Origin of the sequence: Leifsonia sp. NPDC058230 (assembly GCF_042882245.1) — a bacterium.
GTDB lineage: Bacteria > Actinomycetota > Actinomycetes > Actinomycetales > Microbacteriaceae > Leifsonia.
Map to the genome: position 1 here is coordinate 589,570 of NZ_JBHVWM010000001.1, position 17,500 is coordinate 607,069.

Annotated in this window: 16 protein-coding genes; 9 read left to right on the top strand and 7 right to left on the bottom strand. The window is 69.8% G+C overall.

Annotated elements, in window-relative coordinates; genetic code table 11:
• Position 1 precedes the first annotated feature (1 nt).
• The 8 genes from ACFVV0_RS03030 to ACFVV0_RS03065 are packed head-to-tail and all read left to right on the top strand — an operon-like array spanning position 2 to position 8,953.
• The gene (locus tag ACFVV0_RS03030; RefSeq protein WP_387058029.1) at positions 2–970 is read left to right on the top strand and encodes a carbohydrate ABC transporter permease; all 969 of its coding nucleotides are present in this window, start codon (positions 2–4) and stop codon (positions 968–970) included.
• Positions 967–1,794 carry a carbohydrate ABC transporter permease gene (locus ACFVV0_RS03035; protein WP_387058032.1) on the top strand — a complete coding sequence of 276 codons (828 nt, stop codon included), beginning with the start codon at positions 967–969 and terminating at the stop codon, positions 1,792–1,794. The genes ACFVV0_RS03030 and ACFVV0_RS03035 overlap by 4 nt, the downstream gene beginning before the upstream one ends.
• A complete protein-coding gene (locus ACFVV0_RS03040; RefSeq protein ID WP_387058035.1) occupies positions 1,791–3,311 on the top strand; it encodes a glycoside hydrolase family 3 protein in 1,521 nt (506 codons plus the stop codon). The genes ACFVV0_RS03035 and ACFVV0_RS03040 overlap by 4 nt, the downstream gene beginning before the upstream one ends.
• Entirely contained in the window at positions 3,308–4,513 is a 1,206-nt protein-coding gene (locus ACFVV0_RS03045) for an anhydro-N-acetylmuramic acid kinase (RefSeq protein WP_387058038.1), read from the top strand. Before ACFVV0_RS03040 ends, ACFVV0_RS03045 begins: the two co-directional genes overlap by 4 nt.
• Positions 4,510–5,418 (top strand): N-acetylglucosamine kinase, encoded by a 909-nt coding sequence (locus ACFVV0_RS03050; RefSeq protein WP_387058040.1) that lies wholly within the window; start codon positions 4,510–4,512, stop codon positions 5,416–5,418. The genes ACFVV0_RS03045 and ACFVV0_RS03050 overlap by 4 nt, the downstream gene beginning before the upstream one ends.
• A complete protein-coding gene (gene murQ, locus ACFVV0_RS03055) occupies positions 5,411–6,358 on the top strand; it encodes an N-acetylmuramic acid 6-phosphate etherase (RefSeq protein ID WP_387058043.1) in 948 nt (315 codons plus the stop codon). Before ACFVV0_RS03050 ends, murQ begins: the two co-directional genes overlap by 8 nt.
• Positions 6,348–7,313, top strand: coding sequence for a MurR/RpiR family transcriptional regulator (locus tag ACFVV0_RS03060; protein ID WP_387058046.1), 966 nt, complete (start codon positions 6,348–6,350; stop codon positions 7,311–7,313). The genes murQ and ACFVV0_RS03060 overlap by 11 nt, the downstream gene beginning before the upstream one ends.
• Positions 7,310–8,953 carry a beta-N-acetylhexosaminidase gene (locus ACFVV0_RS03065; protein WP_387058049.1) on the top strand — a complete coding sequence of 548 codons (1,644 nt, stop codon included), beginning with the start codon at positions 7,310–7,312 and terminating at the stop codon, positions 8,951–8,953. Before ACFVV0_RS03060 ends, ACFVV0_RS03065 begins: the two co-directional genes overlap by 4 nt.
• 174 nt (positions 8,954–9,127) lie before the next feature.
• On the opposite strand, the gene ACFVV0_RS03070 is transcribed toward ACFVV0_RS03065, so the two are convergent.
• Together ACFVV0_RS03070 and ACFVV0_RS03075 are read right to left on the bottom strand one after the other, a co-directional pair.
• Positions 9,128–9,988, bottom strand: coding sequence for an aldo/keto reductase (locus ACFVV0_RS03070; RefSeq protein WP_387058052.1), 861 nt, complete (start codon positions 9,986–9,988; stop codon positions 9,128–9,130).
• Positions 9,989–10,072: 84 nt separating this feature from the next.
• Positions 10,073–11,044, bottom strand: coding sequence for an aldo/keto reductase (locus ACFVV0_RS03075; RefSeq protein WP_387058055.1), 972 nt, complete (start codon positions 11,042–11,044; stop codon positions 10,073–10,075).
• Between the two features lie 113 nt (positions 11,045–11,157).
• Between ACFVV0_RS03075 and ACFVV0_RS03080 the strand changes: the two genes are divergently transcribed.
• On the top strand, positions 11,158–11,781 hold the full coding sequence (locus ACFVV0_RS03080; RefSeq protein WP_387058058.1) for an MBL fold metallo-hydrolase: 624 nt from the start codon (positions 11,158–11,160) through the stop codon (positions 11,779–11,781).
• Positions 11,782–11,914: 133 nt separating this feature from the next.
• On the opposite strand, the gene ACFVV0_RS03085 is transcribed toward ACFVV0_RS03080, so the two are convergent.
• The 5 genes from ACFVV0_RS03085 to ACFVV0_RS03105 form a co-directional block, all read right to left on the bottom strand.
• Complete coding sequence (locus ACFVV0_RS03085; RefSeq protein WP_387058060.1) at positions 11,915–12,175, bottom strand: glutaredoxin family protein; 261 nt, start codon at positions 12,173–12,175, stop codon at positions 11,915–11,917.
• 92 nt (positions 12,176–12,267) lie between these two features.
• A complete protein-coding gene (locus ACFVV0_RS03090; RefSeq protein WP_387058063.1) occupies positions 12,268–13,758 on the bottom strand; it encodes a rhamnulokinase family protein in 1,491 nt (496 codons plus the stop codon).
• Positions 13,755–15,791, bottom strand: a complete 2,037-nt coding sequence (locus ACFVV0_RS03095) for a bifunctional aldolase/short-chain dehydrogenase (protein WP_387059457.1) — start codon at positions 15,789–15,791, stop codon at positions 13,755–13,757. The genes ACFVV0_RS03090 and ACFVV0_RS03095 overlap by 4 nt, the downstream gene beginning before the upstream one ends.
• Positions 15,791–16,957 carry an L-rhamnose isomerase gene (gene rhaI / locus ACFVV0_RS03100; protein ID WP_387058066.1) on the bottom strand — a complete coding sequence of 389 codons (1,167 nt, stop codon included), beginning with the start codon at positions 16,955–16,957 and terminating at the stop codon, positions 15,791–15,793. The genes ACFVV0_RS03095 and rhaI overlap by 1 nt, the downstream gene beginning before the upstream one ends.
• Positions 16,954–17,388, bottom strand: coding sequence for an L-rhamnose mutarotase (locus ACFVV0_RS03105; protein ID WP_387058069.1), 435 nt, complete (start codon positions 17,386–17,388; stop codon positions 16,954–16,956). Before ACFVV0_RS03105 ends, rhaI begins: the two co-directional genes overlap by 4 nt.
• Positions 17,389–17,500: the final 112 nt, after the last annotated feature.

The following is a 17,500-nucleotide window of genomic DNA, read 5'->3' on the forward strand; positions in this document are numbered from 1 at the left end:
CGTGTCCGTTGACGTCCACACCCAGCCGCCGGCCGTGCGCAACCCGCGTGCGGCCGGCGACCGGCCGCAGCGCCGCACGCGCCGGCTCTCCGTCGCACGCCCCTGGCTCCTCCTCGCTCCCGCCCTGGTGGTGCTGGCGGGGCTGCTGCTGTGGCCGCTCATCCGGGTCGTGCTGTTTTCGCTGCAGGACTACGGCCTGCGCGAGATCGTCAGCGGCAAGACGAACTTCATCGGGCTCGCCAACTACGCCGAGGTCTTCGGAAACTCCACGCTGTGGACGGTCGCGCTCCCCAACACGGTGGTGTTCGCGATCCTGTCGGTCTCGTGCACGGTCGTTCTCGGCACCCTGGTCGCGCTGCTGATGGCCTCGCTCGGCCCCTTCTGGCGCACCATCGTCGGCAGCGCGATCATGGTCGCCTGGGCGATGCCGGCCGTGACCGGCACGTACGTGTGGGTGTGGATCTTCGACGCCGACAACGGCATCGTCAACCAGACCCTCAAGAACCTCGGGCTCATGACCGAGTCCTACAACTGGTTCACCAACCCGGTGAGCTTCTACGGGATCGTGCTGCTGAACATCGTGCACCACGGCTTCCCGTTCATCGCCATCACGATCCTCGCCGGGCTGCTCGGCGTGCCGAAGGAGATGCTGGAGGCCGCCGAGATGGACGGCGCCGGCGGGATCCGCCGCTTCTTCAGCATCATCGTGCCGTCGCTGAAACAGGTGTTCGCCGTGGTGATCATCCTCTCCACGATCTGGGACTTCAAAGTCTTCGCGCAGGTCTACCTGATGCCGGGCGGTGCCGGCTCCAACCGTTCGGTGCTGAACCTCGGCGTGTGGTCGTACGTCGAGTCGTTCGGCCAGAACCGCTACGGGTTCGGATCGGCGATCGCCGTTCTGCTCACCCTCGTGCTGCTCGCCATCACCGTCGTCTATGTGCGCACGATGCTGAAGGAGGACAAGCTGTGACGCGAACCATCCGCGGCAACGTGATCAAGGCGATCCTCGTCACCCTGCTCCTCGTCTTCACGCTCTTCCCCGTCTACTGGATGATCTCCAGCGCCTTCGACAAGAAGGCGTCGAGCGGCGGTCAGTCGCTCATCCCGCAGGAGTTCACGTTCGACAACTTCACGTACGTGCTCACCACCGGTGGATTCGACGTCTTCCTGCGCAACTCGGCGATCGTCGCGGTGGCCGTCGTCGTGCTGGCGGGAATCGTCGCGCTGCTCGCATCCGTCGCCGTCGCGCGATTCAAGTTCAAGTTCCGCACCGCGATCCTGTTCACCGTGCTCACGGTGCAGATGGTGCCGCTGGAGGCGCTCGTCATCCCGCTGTTCGTCCAGGTGCGCGACCTGGGGCTGCTCAACCAGCTGCTCGGACTCGTCATCGTGTACATCGCTCTCTCATTGCCGTTCGGCATCTGGATGCTGCGGGGCTTCGTCGCCGCGGTCCCGGTCGAGCTGGAGGAGGCCGCGTACCTCGACGGCGCGAGCTGGTGGCGGATGTTCCGGTCCGTCCTGTTCCCACTGGTCATGCCGGGTCTCGTGGCGACGAGCGTGTTCTCGTTCATCACCGCCTGGAACGAGTTCATCTTCGCGATGACCCTGCTCGGCGGGGCGACCGACAACTACACGGTCGCCATCGGGCTCAAGCAGTTCTTCGGAGAGCACTCCAACGAGTGGGGCTACGTGATGGCGGCCTCCACGATCATCACCATCCCCGTGATGATCTTCTTCGTGCTGGTGCAGCGCAAGCTCTCCAGCGGACTCGTCGCAGGCGCGGTGAAGGGATGAGCCACAGCACCGATCCCGCGGTGCGCGCCCTCGTGGCCGGCGTGCTCTGGCCCGGATTCCTCGGCCACCGGGCGCCGGACTGGCTCCTGCGCGCACTCGACGAAGGCCTGGCGGGAGCCGTCTACTTCGGGCACAACGTCGACGCCGGCTCGCCCGACCAGCTCGCGACCCTCTCCCGCAGCCTGAAGGATGCGCGACCCGGGGTGCTGCTCGGTGTCGACGAAGAGGGTGGCAGCGTCTCCCGTCTCGAGTCGGCGCACGGCTCGACCCTGCCCGGCGCCGCGCAACTCGGTCGCGTCGATGACGTCGATACGACGCGCGCGGTCGGCGTGGAGCTCGGTCGCCGGGTGCGGGCGGCGGGCGCGACCGTCGTGCTGGCACCGGTGGCCGATGTGAACACCAACCCGCGCAATCCGGTGATCGGCGTGCGCTCGTTCGGAAGCACGCCCGAGCTGGTCGGGCGCCACGTCGCAGCGATGACAGAGGGTATTCAGTCGGCCGGGGTCGCCGCCTGCGCCAAGCACTTCCCCGGTCACGGCGACACCGTGGTCGACTCGCATCACGGCCTCCCGCGGGTCGAGCTGGATCGCCGGACGCTCGAGGCCGAGCATCTGCCGCCGTTCCAGGCCGCGATCGAGGCAGGGGTCGCCGCGATCATGACCTCGCACGTCGTCGTACCGGCCTTCGGCGAACTGCCTGCAACACTCAACGCCGCGCTGCTCGGCGACCTGCGCGAGCGCGGCTTCGCCGGCACGATCGTCACCGACGCGCTCGACATGGCCGCGATCCGCTCCGGATTCGGGTCGGGACGCGGTGCCGTGCTGGCACTCAAAGCGGGCGCCGACCTGCTTTGCATCGGCAATCCGTCCGCTCTCGGACCCAAAGGCGGGACGACGGACGACCTCGCCGACTACCGGGAGGTCCGGGATGCGATCCTCGCGGCCCTCGACGACGGCGAGCTGAGCGTCGCCGAGGTCGAGCGGGCGTCGCGCTCCGTTGCAAATCTCTCGGCCTGGGTCTCCGCCGGGGAGCACGTGCCGGTGCCGGACGAAGCGACGTTCGACGCCGAGGCGGTCGTGCGGGGTGCGATCCGGGTGAGCGATCCGGTCGAGCTCGCGGGCCGCGAACTCACAGTGCTCGACCTTCGTGACCGCGCCACCGTCGCCGTCGCGTCCACGGCCGATCCGTTCACCGAGGCGCTCAGCGCATCCGTCGCTTGCGAGCGGGTCGGCGTGGGCCCGCTGCTGCAGCGGGACGTCGTGGCGGTGCTCGCCGACGCGCTCGCCCACATCCCCTCGGACCGCGCCGTCGTGGCTCTGGTGGATGCGGTGCAGCCGGGTTCTGCGCAACGACAGGCCGTGCGGGTGCTCGCCGCCGCACGTCCGGGGAGCATCGCAGTGAATGCCGGACTTCCGGCGCAGCAGCCGCTGGCCGTGCCGACCATCGATGCGTTCGGGGTGAGCAGGGTGACGGCGCAGGCGGTCGCCGAGCTCGTGACCGGAGGGGCGGGCCGATGAAGATCCTGTCGCTGCAGTCGGGCACCTCCGTCGACGGCATCGACGTCGCGGTGGCGGAGGTGCAGGCGCTCGACGACTCCCCGACGCCGGAGGTGAGCATCCGCCCCCTGCTCACGCGCACGGTCGCGTGGTCGCCCGGTCTGCGGCATCGCCTGATCGCTGCTGTCGATGGAGCGAGCCTGACGCCGGCGGGGTTCTGCGAGCTCGACACCCTCGCGGGCCGCGAGTTCGCATCGGCGGCCGAACCGGCGGCGCACGAGGTCGGAGGAATCGACCTCGCCGTCTCGCACGGGCAGACCCTCTTCCACTGGGTGAACGGGGGCCACGCCCAGGGCACGCTGCAGATCGGAGAGCCCGCGTGGATCGCCGAGGCGCTCGGTGCCCCGGTGCTCTCCAACGTCCGTTCGGCCGACATCGCCGCCGGTGGCGACGGGGCTCCGCTCATGGGGCTGTTCGATCGTGCCTGGCTCGCCGGCGAGGCGGCTGCGAGCGGACGGCCGATCGCCACGGTCAACCTCGGCGGAATCGCGAACGTGCAGGTCGTCTCGCCCGACGGCGGTCTGGTCGCGTTCGACAGCGGGCCGGCCAACGCGCTCATCGACGGTGTGGTCTCGCGCGCTACCGGCGGACGCGATACACGGGACGCGGAGGGAGCGCTCGCGAGCGCGGGGCAGGTGGACGAGCGGGTGCTCTCCGAGCTGCTCGCGCATCCGTACTTCCTCGCCGCTCCGCCGAAGAGCACCGGCCGTGAGACGTTCGACCTCGGTGTCGTCGACCGGGCCGTCGCTGCGGCCGGGCGGGAGCCGGCGCTGCCCGACCTGGTCGCCACGCTGACCACTCTCACCGCTCGCACCGTCGCCGGCGCAGTCCGTTCGGCGACGCCCGAGCCGCCCGGTCGCGTGATCGTCTCGGGCGGAGGAGTGCACAATCCCGCGCTCATGCGGGGGATCGCCGCGATCCTCGCGCTGCACGGGATCGCGGTGAGCACGAGCGACGAGTGGGGGATCTCACCCGACGACAAGGAGTCGCTGCTGTTCGCGCTCGTCGGCTTTCTGAGCTGGCACGGCATTCCGGCCGCGCTCCCCGCCACCCCGGAGGGCCGCGCGCGGGTGCTCGGCCAGCTCACGTTGAGGCCGGAGACGACGCTCGGCCCGCGACTGCGCGGAATCGCGGGCCTCACGATCGGGAGGGGCCACGAATGACCGACACGATGCCCGTTCTCGCGGTCGACCTCGGCAAGACCAGCTGCCGCGTGCGGCTCTCGGTGAACGACGAGGTCGCCGGCGAAGCCCATACGACCGGTGCACCCGGCCTGGCGGAGGCCGACGGCGCCGTGCTCTCCTTCCGGGCGATCGTCGACGCGGTCGAGCGGATGCGCATCCCCCTGGCCGAGGCGACCGCGGTCGGCATCGGCGCGGCCGGACGCGAGGCCGCTCCCGCTGCCGCCCAGAGCCTGATCACCATGCTGCGGGAACGGTTCTCCGGCCCGATCGCCATCATCAACGATGCCCTGGCCGCACACGCGGGCGCGTTCGCCGGCGACCCCGGAACCGTGCTCATCGCCGGCACCGGGGCGGTCGTCTTCTCGGTCGATCCCGCCGGGCGCGTGCACCAGGTCGACGGATGGGGCCCCTGGCTCGGCGACGAGGGCAGCGGTCAGTGGATCGGCAGGCACGGGCTCATGGCCGCGATGCGCGCCCATGACCGGCGCGGTCCGCGCACCGCTCTGCTCGACGATGCGACGGAGCTCACCGGAACGATCACGTCGTTGCCGCACTGGGTCTCGCAGAGCGGGGCGCCGGCGAGGCAGCTCGGAACCTTCGCCCCGACCGTGATCGAGCGGGCGGCCGCCGGCGACGCGGTCGCGGTCGACATCGTCGAGCGTGCCGCCGGGCACCTCGCCGACAGTTGCGCGGCCGCCGGACTCGCGACCGTCTGCGTCGCGGGCGGGCTCGCCGCGCATCCATTCTTCGCGGCGAGGATCACCGCCGCACTCGAAGCGCACGGGCTGCGCGAACGGGCACCGAAAGGCGACGCGCTCTCCGGCGTCACGTTGATCGCCGTGCACCGCTCACTGCCCTACGAAGAAAGGATCCTCCGTGGCTGAGCCGCATCCACTCGCCGACCTCCGAGCCACGCTCGGCACTCTCGCGACCGAGGCCGTGAGCGACCGCTACGGCGACCTCGACCTGATGACCGTCGAGCAGCTCGTCGAAGGCATGAACGCGCACAACGCCGAAGTGCCGCTCGCGGTCGCCCGGGAGACCCCGCACATCGTGGCAGCCGTGAACGGCGTCGTCGAGGGGATGCGCCGCGGCGGCCGCCTGATCTACGTCGGCGCTGGCACGGCGGGACGCATGGGGATCCTCGATGCGAGCGAGATCCCGCCGACGTTCGGCGCTCCGCCCGAACTGGTCGTCGGGGTGATCGCGGGCGGCAGCGATGCCATCCGGACCGCGATCGAGAACGCAGAAGACGACGAGTCCGCGGGAGCGGCCGATCTGCGCGAGCTGGCTCTGGGGCCGGACGACTCGGTGGTCGGGATCTCCGCATCCGGTCGCACGCCGTACGTGCTCGGCGCGATCGCGTACGCCCGGCAGGTGGGAGCGTTCACCGCCGGGATCGCGTGCAACGCCGGGTCGGCGCTCGGACGCGCGGCCGACGTCGGCATCGAGGTCGTGGTGGGGCCCGAGATCCTCACGGGGTCCACGCGCCTCAAGGCCGGCACGGCGCAGAAGCTCGTCGTGAACATGATCAGCACCATCACGATGGTGCGTCTCGGCAAGGTGCACGGCAACCTCATGGTCGACATGCGTGCCACCAACGACAAGTTGCGGGCGAGGTCTGAGCGGACGGTTATGCTGGCGACGGGCGTCGATGCGGAAACCGCTGCGCAGACGCTGGATGCGACCGGCGGCTGGATAAAGGCGGCGATCCTGATGAGTGAGACCACCCTCGACGCGGTCAGCGCCGTGCGTCTGCTCACCGAGCACGGCGGACGCCTGCGCGACGCTCTCGAGGCAGCCGAGGCGGCCCATGTCCGCTGACGTGCTCTCCGCGGTGCGGCAGGCCCTCCCGCGCCTGAGCGCCGCCGAGGCCCGCGTCGCGAGGGTGATCATGGACGACCCTGTGCGCGTCGTCGATCTCACCATCACCGAACTCGCGGCCGTCTGCGACTCGTCCCAGGCAACCGTCGCCCGGTTCTGCCAAGGGCTCGGATATTCGGGGTACCGCGACTTCCGCCTGGCCGTCGCGGCCGCGACCAGCCGCGAGCAGGTCACCCGCGAGCGCTTCGAGCTCACCGAGAGCGAGATCGACCCCACCGACTCGGTGCAGGAGGTTGTTGCGAAAATCGCCTATCAGGAGGTCATCGCGATCGAGCAGACCGCCAAGGAACTCGACGTCGAGACCCTCGACAAGGTGGTGGCCGCCGTCGTCCGCGCACCCCGTGTCGACGTCTACGGGGTGGGATCGAGCAGCCTCACCGCCCAGGACCTGCAGCAGAAGCTCTCCCGCATCGGGATCACCGCGTTCTGCTCGCCCGACTCGCACCTCGCACTTTCCTCGGCGGCGCTGCAGAAGCCGGGCAACGTAGCGATCGGCGTCTCCCACTCGGGGCTGACCGCGGAGACGAATCACGCGCTCGCCGTGGCCCACGCGGCGGGAGCGACGACGGTGGCGATCACGAACTTCCCCGATTCGCGTATCGCCGACGTGTGCGACTTCGTGCTCACGACCCAGGCTCGCGAGAGTCTCTACCGGTCGGGTGCGATGTCGAGCCGGATCGCGCAACTCGCCCTGGTCGACTTCCTGTTCGTGCGGATCGCACAGCAGCTCTACGACCAGATGACGGAGTCCCTGCGGCTGACGTACGAGGCGGTGCGCAGCCAGCGGCTCGCGCCGGAACGGCACAGCGACCGGCATGCGGAGCGTCTGGCCGAGCGGTATCCCGAACGGCAGCACGACGGGCAGAGTGTCCCGCCCGAAGAGAACGACGCGTGACCGCCGCCGCTCGCCTGCTGCCCGCACCCGCACGAGTGGTCGACGGTGACGGCGAGTTCGCCCTCACGCACGGCACGCGGCTCGAGGCGGATGCGGGTGCCGAGCATCCGGCGGCCTGGCTGCGGTCGGTGCTCACGGCGTCGACCGGGCTGGGGCTCCCGGATGCGGTGGCCGGTGCTCCCGCAGAATCGGCCGGCAGCATCCGCCTCGCCATCGACCCCGAGCTCGCCGCGGAGGCCTACCGCGTGAGCGTCACGATCGAGGGCGTGCGGATCGTCGGCGGCAGCGCATCCGGGGTCCACCACGGTTCGCAGGCGTTTCTGCAGTTGCTGCCCGCCGACGTGTACCGCCGCGCGTTCGTGCCGGGCGTGCGCTGGGCGGCGCCCGCCTGCGAGATCGAGGATGCGCCGCAGTACGGCTGGCGCGGCGTGATGCTCGACGTGGCCCGCCACTTCCTTCCCAAGCACGACGTGCTGCGCTTCGTCGACCTGATGGCGATGCACCGGTTGAACGTGCTGCAGCTGCACCTGACCGACGACCAGGGCTGGCGCATCCAGATCGACCGGTACCCGCGGTTGACCGAGGTGGGGGCGTGGCGCCGGGAGTCGCAGGTCGGCTACGGCAAGGACGCGCCCGGCGACGGCCGCCCGCACGGCGGGTACTACACCAAGGACGACCTGCGTGAGATTGTGGCGTTCGCCGCCCTACGCGGGATCACGGTCGTGCCCGAGATCGAGATGCCCGGGCATGTGCAGGCGGCGATCGCGGCGTATCCGGAGCTCGGTGTCACCGGTGAAGCGCTCGACGTCGGCACCCGCTGGGGGATCATCCCGCACGTGCTCAATGTCGAAGAGTCCACGCTGCGGTTCTTCCGCGACGTGCTCGACGAGGTGCTGGACATCTTCCCGTCGCCGTACATCGGCGTGGGCGGTGACGAGTGCGTGAAAGACCAGTGGCGAACGGACGCGCGCACCCAGGAGCGGATGCGCGAGCTCGGCATCGGCGACGAGGACCAGCTGCAGAGCTGGTTCATCCGGCAGCTCGACGACCACCTGACGGCACGCGGGCGACGGCTGTTCGGGTGGGACGAGATCCTCGAGGGCGGACTCGCTCCCGGCGCGGTCGTCGCCTCCTGGCGAGGGGAGACGGGCGCGCTCGCCGCGGCACGTGCCGGACACGACGTGGTGCTGTGCCCGGATCACACGATGTACCTCAACTACCGGCAGTCGGAGCGGGCGGATGAGCCCATCCCGCTGGTCGTGGTGATCACGGTCGAAGACGTCTACCGCTTCGACCCGGTACCGGCCGGCCTCGACGAGGCGGAGCGTGCACACGTGCTGGGCGGCCAGGCGAACCTGTGGACCGAGTACATGGACTCGCCGCGAACACTCGACTACTTCGCGTTCCCGCGCCTCTGCGCGCTGGCCGAGGCACTGTGGTCGTCGGGGCCGCGCGATTTCTGCGAGTTCTCCGGCCGGCTCGACGCGCACCGTGCCCGGCTGGACGCTGTCGGGGTGGAGTACCGGCGCGCATCCGGGCCCCTGCCGTGGCAGACGCGCCCGGGCATCCCGGGCCGGGTGGACACACGCGAGCAACGCGCGGCCGAGGTGGCCGCGCTGGTGAGCAACATCGAGGGGTAGCGGGCAGCCGGTCCGGCGGGCGGTTGGCGCGTCGGTGATTCTGACGCGGCCGCGCCCAAATCTCCGTCGGGACGGAAGACTCGCCGTCGCGATCCGCGATTTCTCCTGCGTGGAGCCGGATCACGCGCATCCGGGGGTAACCGGCACCCGGATGCGCGTGGCGAGAGCCGGAGGCTACGCAGCGTCGAGCGCCGCGAACTCCTCCGGGGTGAGCGCGAGGTCGACGGCCGTCGCCGAGTCGCGGATGGACTCGGGGCGGGATGCGCCGGGGATGGGGATGACGTGCGGGCTCTTGGCGAGGTGCCAGGCCAGGGCGACGACCTGGGGGCTGACGCCGCGCGCATCCGCGACCTGCTGGAAGGGGGCGAAACGCTGCCCGAGGGCACCGGCCGACGTGATGCCGCCGAGCGGGCTCCAGGGGAGGAAGGCGATGCCCATCCGGTCCGACAGCTCGAGTTCGGGCTCGCTGGAACGGAACGCCGGCGAGAACTGGTTCTGCACCGAGACGAGGCGTCCGCCGAGGATCTCGTTCGCCAGCTCGATCTGCGCGGGGTCGGCGTTCGAGATTCCGGCGAACCGGATCACGCCCTCGTCGAGAAGGTCTCGCACGGCCCCGACGGAGTCCGAGTAGGGCACTTCGGGGTCGGGCCGGTGGAACTGGTACAGGCCGATCGCGTCGCCCCCGAGCCGAGCGAGTGACGCCTTTGCGGCCTCCTTGATGTACTCCGGCCGGCCGTCGATGGTCCAGCTGCCGTCGCCTGGGCGGAGGTGTCCGCCCTTCGTGGCGATGAGCACGGCGGAGGTGTCGCCACCCCAGCTCCGCACCGCGTTCGCGATGAGGGATTCGTTGTGGCCGACCTCGTCGGCGTGCAGGTGGTAGGCGTCGGCGGTGTCGAAGAAGGTGACACCGACCTCGAGTGCCGCGTGCACGGTGGCGATGGAGCGCGCCTCGTCGGGGCGGCCCTCGATCGACATGGGCATGCCGCCCAGGCCGATCGCGCTCACCTCGACGTCGGCGATGGTACGGGTCTTCATCTGGTCGAAAAGTCCTTCCGGGGTCTTCGGGTGTTACGGGTGTTCAGGTGTTTCAGGGGACTCGGCGGGTTCCGGATGCTCGGGCTACCAGGCGTAGTCCTCGGGCGCGGTCTTGTGCCCGGGGAAGATCTCGTCGAGGCGGGCGAGTGCCGCTTCGTCGAGCTTCACGTCGAGAGCGCGCACGGCCGCATCCAGTTGCCCGGCAGTACGCGGGCCGATGATGGGAGCGGTGACCGCCGGCTGGTGGAGCAGCCACGCGAGGGCGATGTCGCCGGGCTCGTGGCCGAGCTCGTCGGCGAACGCCTCGTACGCCTCGATCGCGTCGCGGTGGGTCGCGAGCGTTTCGGCCGAGCGCCCCTCGAGGCGGCGCTTGCCCTCGTTCTGCTTGCGGATGACGCCGCCGAGCAGGCCGCCGTGGAGCGGCGACCAGGCGATCACGCCGACACCGTTCGCCTGAGCGGCCGGCAGCACCTCGAGCTCGACCTGGCGCGTGAGGAGGTTGTAGATCGATTGCTCGCTGACCAGCCCCGTGTAGTTGCGGCGGCGGGCCTCGGCCTGTGCCGTGGCGATGTGCCAGCCGGCGAAGTTGCTGGAGCCGGCGTAGAGGATCTTGCCCTGCGCGACCGCGACCTCCATCGCCTGCCAGATCTCGTCCCAGGGGGTGTCCCGGTCGACGTGGTGGAACTGGTAGATGTCGATGTGGTCGGTCTTCAGACGGGCGAGGCTCGCATCTAGAGCCTGACGGATGTTCAGCGCCGACAGCTTGCCCTCGTTGGGCCAGTCGCCCATGTTGCCGTACAGCTTCGTGGCGAGCACGGTCTTCTCGCGGCGTCCGCCGCCCTTGGCGAACCAGTCGCCGACGATCGACTCGGTGGCGCCGCGGCCCTTGTGCTGGCCGTAGACGTTGGCGGTGTCGAAGTAGTTGATGCCCTCTTCGAGGGCGGTGTCCATGATCGCGTGCGAATCCTCTTCGCTCGTCTGCGGACCGAAGTTCATGGTGCCGAGCGCAAGACGCGAGACGGTCAGGCCGGAACGGCCGAGGTGTGTGTACTCCATATGGTCAGCATCCGTCTGCGCGAGTCAGATGTCCAACAGGAAGCGTGTATGGGATTATTCACGCCAGTTTCTGAGTGCGTGGATTCCCTGCGGGCGAGTGGGATGCTGGACCCATGCGTGAGCTCACCGAGAATGTCTACGCCCTCGACAAGACAGCCGGCGCGCACGGGTATCTCGTGGCAGGGTCCGGCCGCAGCGTGCTGATCGACCCCGGCCTCGCATCCGGAGCCAAGGCGGTCCTGGCCGAACTGGCCGGCGCGCACCGACGCATCCCGCGGGTGACGGATGTGGTGCTCACCCACTACGACCCCGATCACTCGGGCGCGGCGCCGGCCCTCCAGGAGGCGCTCGGCGTGACGGTGTGGATGGGTCGCGCCGATGCGGCGATCCTGCGCGGGGAGGTGGAGCCGCCCACGCGCGCGCGGAGGCTGCTGAAGAAGGTCAACCCGATGCATCCGCCCGCCGAGCTGCGTGAGATCGATGGAGAGACGTCGATCATCCCCGGACTCTCCGCGTTGCCTGCACCGGGTCACACGCCCGGGCATCTGATCCTCACATGGCACGGCGTCGTGTTCTGCGGGGATGCGGTGCGGATTCAGGATGGGCGGCTCGTGCAGTTTCCGGCCTTCCTCATCAGCGACAAGGATGCGGCGCTCGCCACCGCCGAACTGATCGCCTCCCTGCGCCCGCGCCTGGTCTGCCCCGGCCACGGAAAGCCCGACCGCCTGCGGGCTTGACCCGCCTCCAGTCCCACGCCGAAACGCAATCGAGTACGCCCAAAATCTCCGACCGAACGCTTCAGACGGCGACTTCGGGCGTACTCGATTGCTCTTTCGGGCGTACTCGCGTTCGTGCGGCCCGGGTGGGTGGCTAGCGGGCCGCGAGGGCTTCTTCGAGTTCGGCGTCGGACGGCTCGACGAGGTGGGCTCCGTCGGGGAAGACGATCACGGGGATGTTCGTGCGACCGCTGATGGCCTTGGCCCGGTCGGCTCCATCGGCGACGGCCTCGACGTCGACGTACTCGAACTCAGTGCCGAGTCGCTCGAAAAGGGCCTTGGAGCGGCGGCAGTCGCGGCACCAGTCGGCGCCGAACATGGTCACGCGGTCGAAGGTCTCAGTGGAAGAAGTCATCCCTCGAGCCTATGCGGCGACGCTGAGAGACGTTCCCAGCCACGCGTTCCCGCGGCGCGAGGGGCGCGTTCCCGCGAGCGGGGCGCGGCGCGTCAGCGCTCGGCGGCCGGCACGTAGCGGGTCGGGGGGAAGGCGGTCGCGACCAGGGCTCGCAGGGCTTCCGGCGACGCATCCGTGAGCCCCGCAGCACCCGCCTGCACGAGCACGTTGCCGATCGCGGTGGCCTCGACCGGCCCGGCGACCACTGGGAGGCCCGAGCGGTCGGCGACGGCACGGCAGAGGAGCGCGTTGCGGGCGCCGCCGCCGACGATGTGCACGGTCTCGACCGGGACGCCGGCGAGCGAAGCCACCTGGTGGGCCGTCGACGCCAGGGCTTCTGCGAGGCTCTCGATGATGCTGCGCACCATCGAGACGTGGTCGGCCGGAGTCGACAGATCGTGCTCGCGGCACCAGTCCGCGATCCGCGACGGGATGTCGCCGGGCGCGAGAAAGCGTGGATCCTCGGCGTCGAAGACGGTGAACGGCACCCCGTGACGCCCGGCGCGTTCGAGCAGCGACGCGAGGTCGGCATCCTCACCCCGTGCCCGCCACGTGCGCAGCGACTCGCTCAGCAGCCACAGCCCCATGACGTTGTGGAGATACCGGATGCGCCCCCCGACGGCGCGCTCGTTGGTCACGTTCGCGAGTCGGCCGGCCTCGCCCAGCACGGCGTGGTCGAGCTCGACGCCGACGAGACCCCACGTTCCGCACGAGATGTAGACCGAGGTCTCCGGCCGCATGGGGACCGCGAGCACTGCGGATGCGGTGTCGTGCGACCCGACGGCGGTGACGACCGGTGCGCCCGTGCCGCCAGACGGAAGCTGGAGTTCGCTCGCAATCGCGGGGAGCAGGGTTCCGATGACCTCGCCGGGGTCGACGAGAGGGGGAAGGATGCGCCGGGGGAGTCCGAGCCGGTCGATCAGCTGGTCGTTCCACTCGCCGGCGAGGGTGAGCAGGCCCGTGGTCGAGGCGTTCGTGCGCTCGGCGACGCGGCGACCGGTGAGCCAGTAGGCGATCAGGTCGGGGATGAGGAGCGCGGTGTCCGCATCCTGAAGCAGTCCGTCTTCCGCGTCGGCTGCGAACTGGTACAGGCTGTTGAACGGCAGGAACTGCAGGCCGTTCTCCTGATAGAGCGCGGCGGGGTCGGTGATCCGGTGCACGGCCGCGACTCCGCGCTCGCTGCGTTCGTCGCGGTAGTGGTGGGGGATGCCGCGCAGACGGCCGCCGGACAGCAGGCCGTAGTCGACGGCCCAGGAGTCGACCCCGATGCTGCGCAGTCCGGGCTCGCTGCGCACGGCCGCGGCCAAGCCCTGGACGGCCTCGGAGAAGAGGCCGACCACATCCCAGTGCAGAGCGGCCCGCGTGCCGTCCCAGAGGCGCACCGGGGTGTTGTCGAAGCGCGCGACCTCGGTGAGCTCCAGCGTGTTCGGGCCCACCCGGCCGAGCATGACCCGTCCACTGGTCGCGCCGAGGTCGACCGCCGCGACGGCACCGACCGCGTCCGCGTCGCCGGCACGGTCACCGGCACCGTGCGTCCCGCTCATCGCAGGAACGCGGCCGCAACGCCCGCGTCGACCGGGATGTGCAGCCCCGTGGTGTGGTCGAGGTCGCTGGTGCAGAGCACGAACACCGCGTTGGCGACGTGCTCGGGGAGCACCTCGCGCTTCAGCAGGGTGCGCTGTGCGTAGTACTTGCCGAGCTCCTCCTCGGGCACGCCGTACACGGCCGCGCGCTTGGCGCCCCAGCCGCCGGCGAAGATCCCGGAGCCGCGCACGACGCCGTCGGGGTTGATCCCGTTCACGCGCACGCCGTACTCGCCGAGCTCGGCGGCGAGGAGGCGCACCTGGTGGGCCTGGTCCGCCTTGGTGGCGGAGTACGCGATGTTGTTCGGACCGGCGAAGATCGAGTTCTTCGACGAGATGTAGACGATGTCGCCGCCGAGCTTCTGGTCGATGAGCACCCGGGCCGCAGCGCGCGATACCAGGAACGAGCCCTTGGCCATCACGTTGTGCTGCAGGTCCCAGTCGGCCACCGTGGTGTCGAGGAGCGACTTGGACAGGGAGAGCCCGGCGTTGTTGACGACGAGGTCGAGTCCGCCGAAGGCGAGCAGGGTCGCGTCGACGGCGGCGGCGACCGCGCGCTCGTCCGTGACGTCCGCCTTGATGCCGATCGCGACGTCCGTGTTGCCCAGTTCGGCTGCCGCCGCCTGGGCCTTCTCGAGGTCGAGGTCGGCGATGACGACGCAGGCGCCCTCGGCCGCGAGCCGGGTGGCGATGGCCTTTCCGATTCCGGATGCGGCGCCGGTGACCAGCGCGATCCGGGATGCGAGCGGCTTCGGCTTCGGCATGCGCTGCAGCTTGGCCTCCTCGAGCGCCCAGTACTCGATGCGGAACTTCTCGGCCTCGTCGATCGGGGCGTAGGTCGACAGGGCCTCGGCTCCCCGCATGACGTTGATCGCATTGACGTAGAACTCGCCGGCGACGCGGGCGGTCTGCTTGTTCGCGCCGTAGGAGAACATCCCGACGCCCGGGATGAGAACGATGGCGGGGTCGGCGCCGCGGATGGCGGGCGAGTCGGAGGTCGCGTGCCGGTCGTAGTACGCCTGGTAGTCGGCGCGGTACTGCTCGTGCAGCTGCTCGAGCCGGGCCACGGAGTCCTCGATCGAGGCGTCGGCCGGCAGGTCGAGCACGAGTGGCTTGATCTTGGTGCGCAGGAAGTGGTCGGGGCAGCTGGTGCCGAGGTCCGACAGACGCGGGTGCTCGGACGACGCCAGGAAGTCGAGCACGACGTCCGAATCCGTGAAGTGGCCGACCTGAGCGCGGTCGGTCGACGCGAGCGCCCGGATGTGCGGGGCCAGCGCGGCGGCCTTGGCGCGCCGCTCGTCCTCGGGCAATGCCTCGTAGCCGGGGAGGATCGTGCCGAACGGATCCGGCCGGCCGTGCTCGGCGATGTAGGAAGCAGCCGTCTCGATGATCCACAGCGAGTTGGCCTCCGCCTCCTCGCTGGTGTCGCCCCATGCAGTGATGCCATGGCCACCGAGGATGGTGCCGATCGCATCCGGGTTCGCCGCCTTGATCGCTGCGATGTCGAGGCCGAGCTGGAAGCCGGGGCGGCGCCACGGCACCCAGACGACCCTGCCGCCGAACGCGTCGGCCGTGAGTCGTTCTCCGTCGGCCGCGGTCGCGATGGCGATGCCGGAGTCGGGATGCAGGTGGTCGACGTGCGCCGCATCCACCAGGCCGTGCATGGCCGTGTCGATCGAGGGGGCCGCGCCGCCCTTGCCGTGCAGGGTGTAGTCGAAGGCGGCGACCATCTCGTCTTCGCGTTCGACTCCCGGGTAGACGTCGGCGAGGGCGCGCATCCGGTCGAGCCGGAGCACAGCGAGGCCGCTCTCGGTCAGGGTGCCGAGGTCGCCTCCGGATCCCTTCACCCAGAGCAGCTCGACCGGCTCGCCCGTGACGGGGTCGGTCTCCGTGCCCTTGGCGGAGGTGTTGCCGCCGGCGTAGTTCGTGTTCTTCGGGTCGGAGCCCAGGCGATTGGAGCGCTCGATCAGCGCTTCAACGGTCGGGTTGGTCATCATGCTCCCCATCCGGCTTGGGTGCCGCCCACGCGGTCGGCTTCGATCTTCTCCTGGTAGCCGGAGGCCTTGTAGGCGGCCATCGGATCGGCGGGCAGGCCGCGGGACTCGCGCCACGCTGCGAGGTCGGGCCTGACGTCGGTGTAGAAGGCATCCATCACGATGCCGTTGGCGCCGAGAACGTCACCCTCCGCCTGGGCGGCGGCCAGCGCATCCCGGTCGACGAGGAGGGCGCGCGCGGTCATCTCCTGAACGTTCAGCACGGAACGGATCTGGCCGGGGATCTTCTTCTCGATGTTGTGGCACTGGTCGAGCATGAAGGCCACGCCCGAGTCGGAACCGTAGCCGCCGCCGCGGATCACCTCGGAGAGGATGCGGAACAGCTGGAACGGGTCGGCCGCACCCACGATGAGGTCGTCGTCGGCGTAGAACCGGGAGTTGAAGTCGAAGGAGCCGAGCTTTCCGAGGCGCAGCAGCTGCATCACGATGAACTCGATGTTCGTGCCCGGTGCGTGGTGGCCGGTGTCGAGGCAGACCATCGCCTTGTCGCCCAGCGCCGCGACCTGGGCGTAGCTGGTTCCCCAGTCGGGAACATCGGTGTGGTAGAACGCCGGCTCGAAGAACTTGTACTCGAGCACGAGCCGCTGGTCGTCGCCGAGGCGGGCGTAGATCTGCTGGAGCGAGTCGGTGAGGCGGTCCTGGCGGGCGCGCATGTCGTCCTGGCCGGGGTAGTTCGTGCCGTCCGCGAGCCAGATCTTGAGGTCGCGCGAGTCGGTCTCGTTCATCACGTCGATGCAGGCGAAGTGGTGGTCGATCGCCTTCTGCCGGATGCGCGGGTCGGAATGCGTGACCGAGCCGAGCTTGTAGTCGTCGTCCTGGAAGGTGTTCGAGTTGATCGTGCCGAGGCCGACCCCGTTGTCTTCAGCGTGCTTCTTCAGGTCGGAGTACGAGTCGACCAGGTCCCACGGGATGTGCAGGGCCACCGTGGGTGCGAGTCCGGTGTGCTTGTTCACCTGCGCGGCATCCGAGACCTTCTCGAAGGGGTCGCGAGGCGTGCCGGGCGAACCGAACACCTTGAAGCGGGTGCCGGAGTTGCCGAACGCCCAGGAGGGGAGCTCGATCGCCTGCTGTTCGAGTTGGGGCGCGATGGAAGCGAAGGAAGTCATGAGCCGTCCGTCATTCGATTGGTGTGGGTGGTGGTGAGCTGGTCTTCGAGGTGGAAGATCTCGGGCAGGAGGTCGAAGCCCTCGTCGGGTGCAGACCCGTCGAGACCGACGAAGAAGTCGTTCATCTCGGCCTGCCAGCGGGCGTTCACGTCGGTGAGCGCCATCCGTGCCTGCGCATCCGCGACACCGTCGGTGGCCTCGACGTAGCCGATGAGCAGGCCGTCGTCGGCGAGGAAGAGGGAGTAGTTGTTCCAGCCGGTCTCTTTGAGGGCGGTGAGCATGTCGGGCCAGACGGAGGCGTGTCGTTCGCGGTATTCGGCGAGCCGGTCAGGCCGCACCTGCAGCCGGAAGCAGGCGCGTTGCAGGGCGTGCGCGGCCGGGTCCGTCGACGTGCCGGGCGCTGCGCCGGTGGGTGTCTGGTCGGTCGACATTGACGAAACCTGTGCCTCCGCGTTGAGGGCCGCCGAAGAGATGGCCGTGATGAAACGTTTTAATTGAACCGGGTCGCCTGCACTCCGTGGCGGACGATCGCTACCGTCAAGA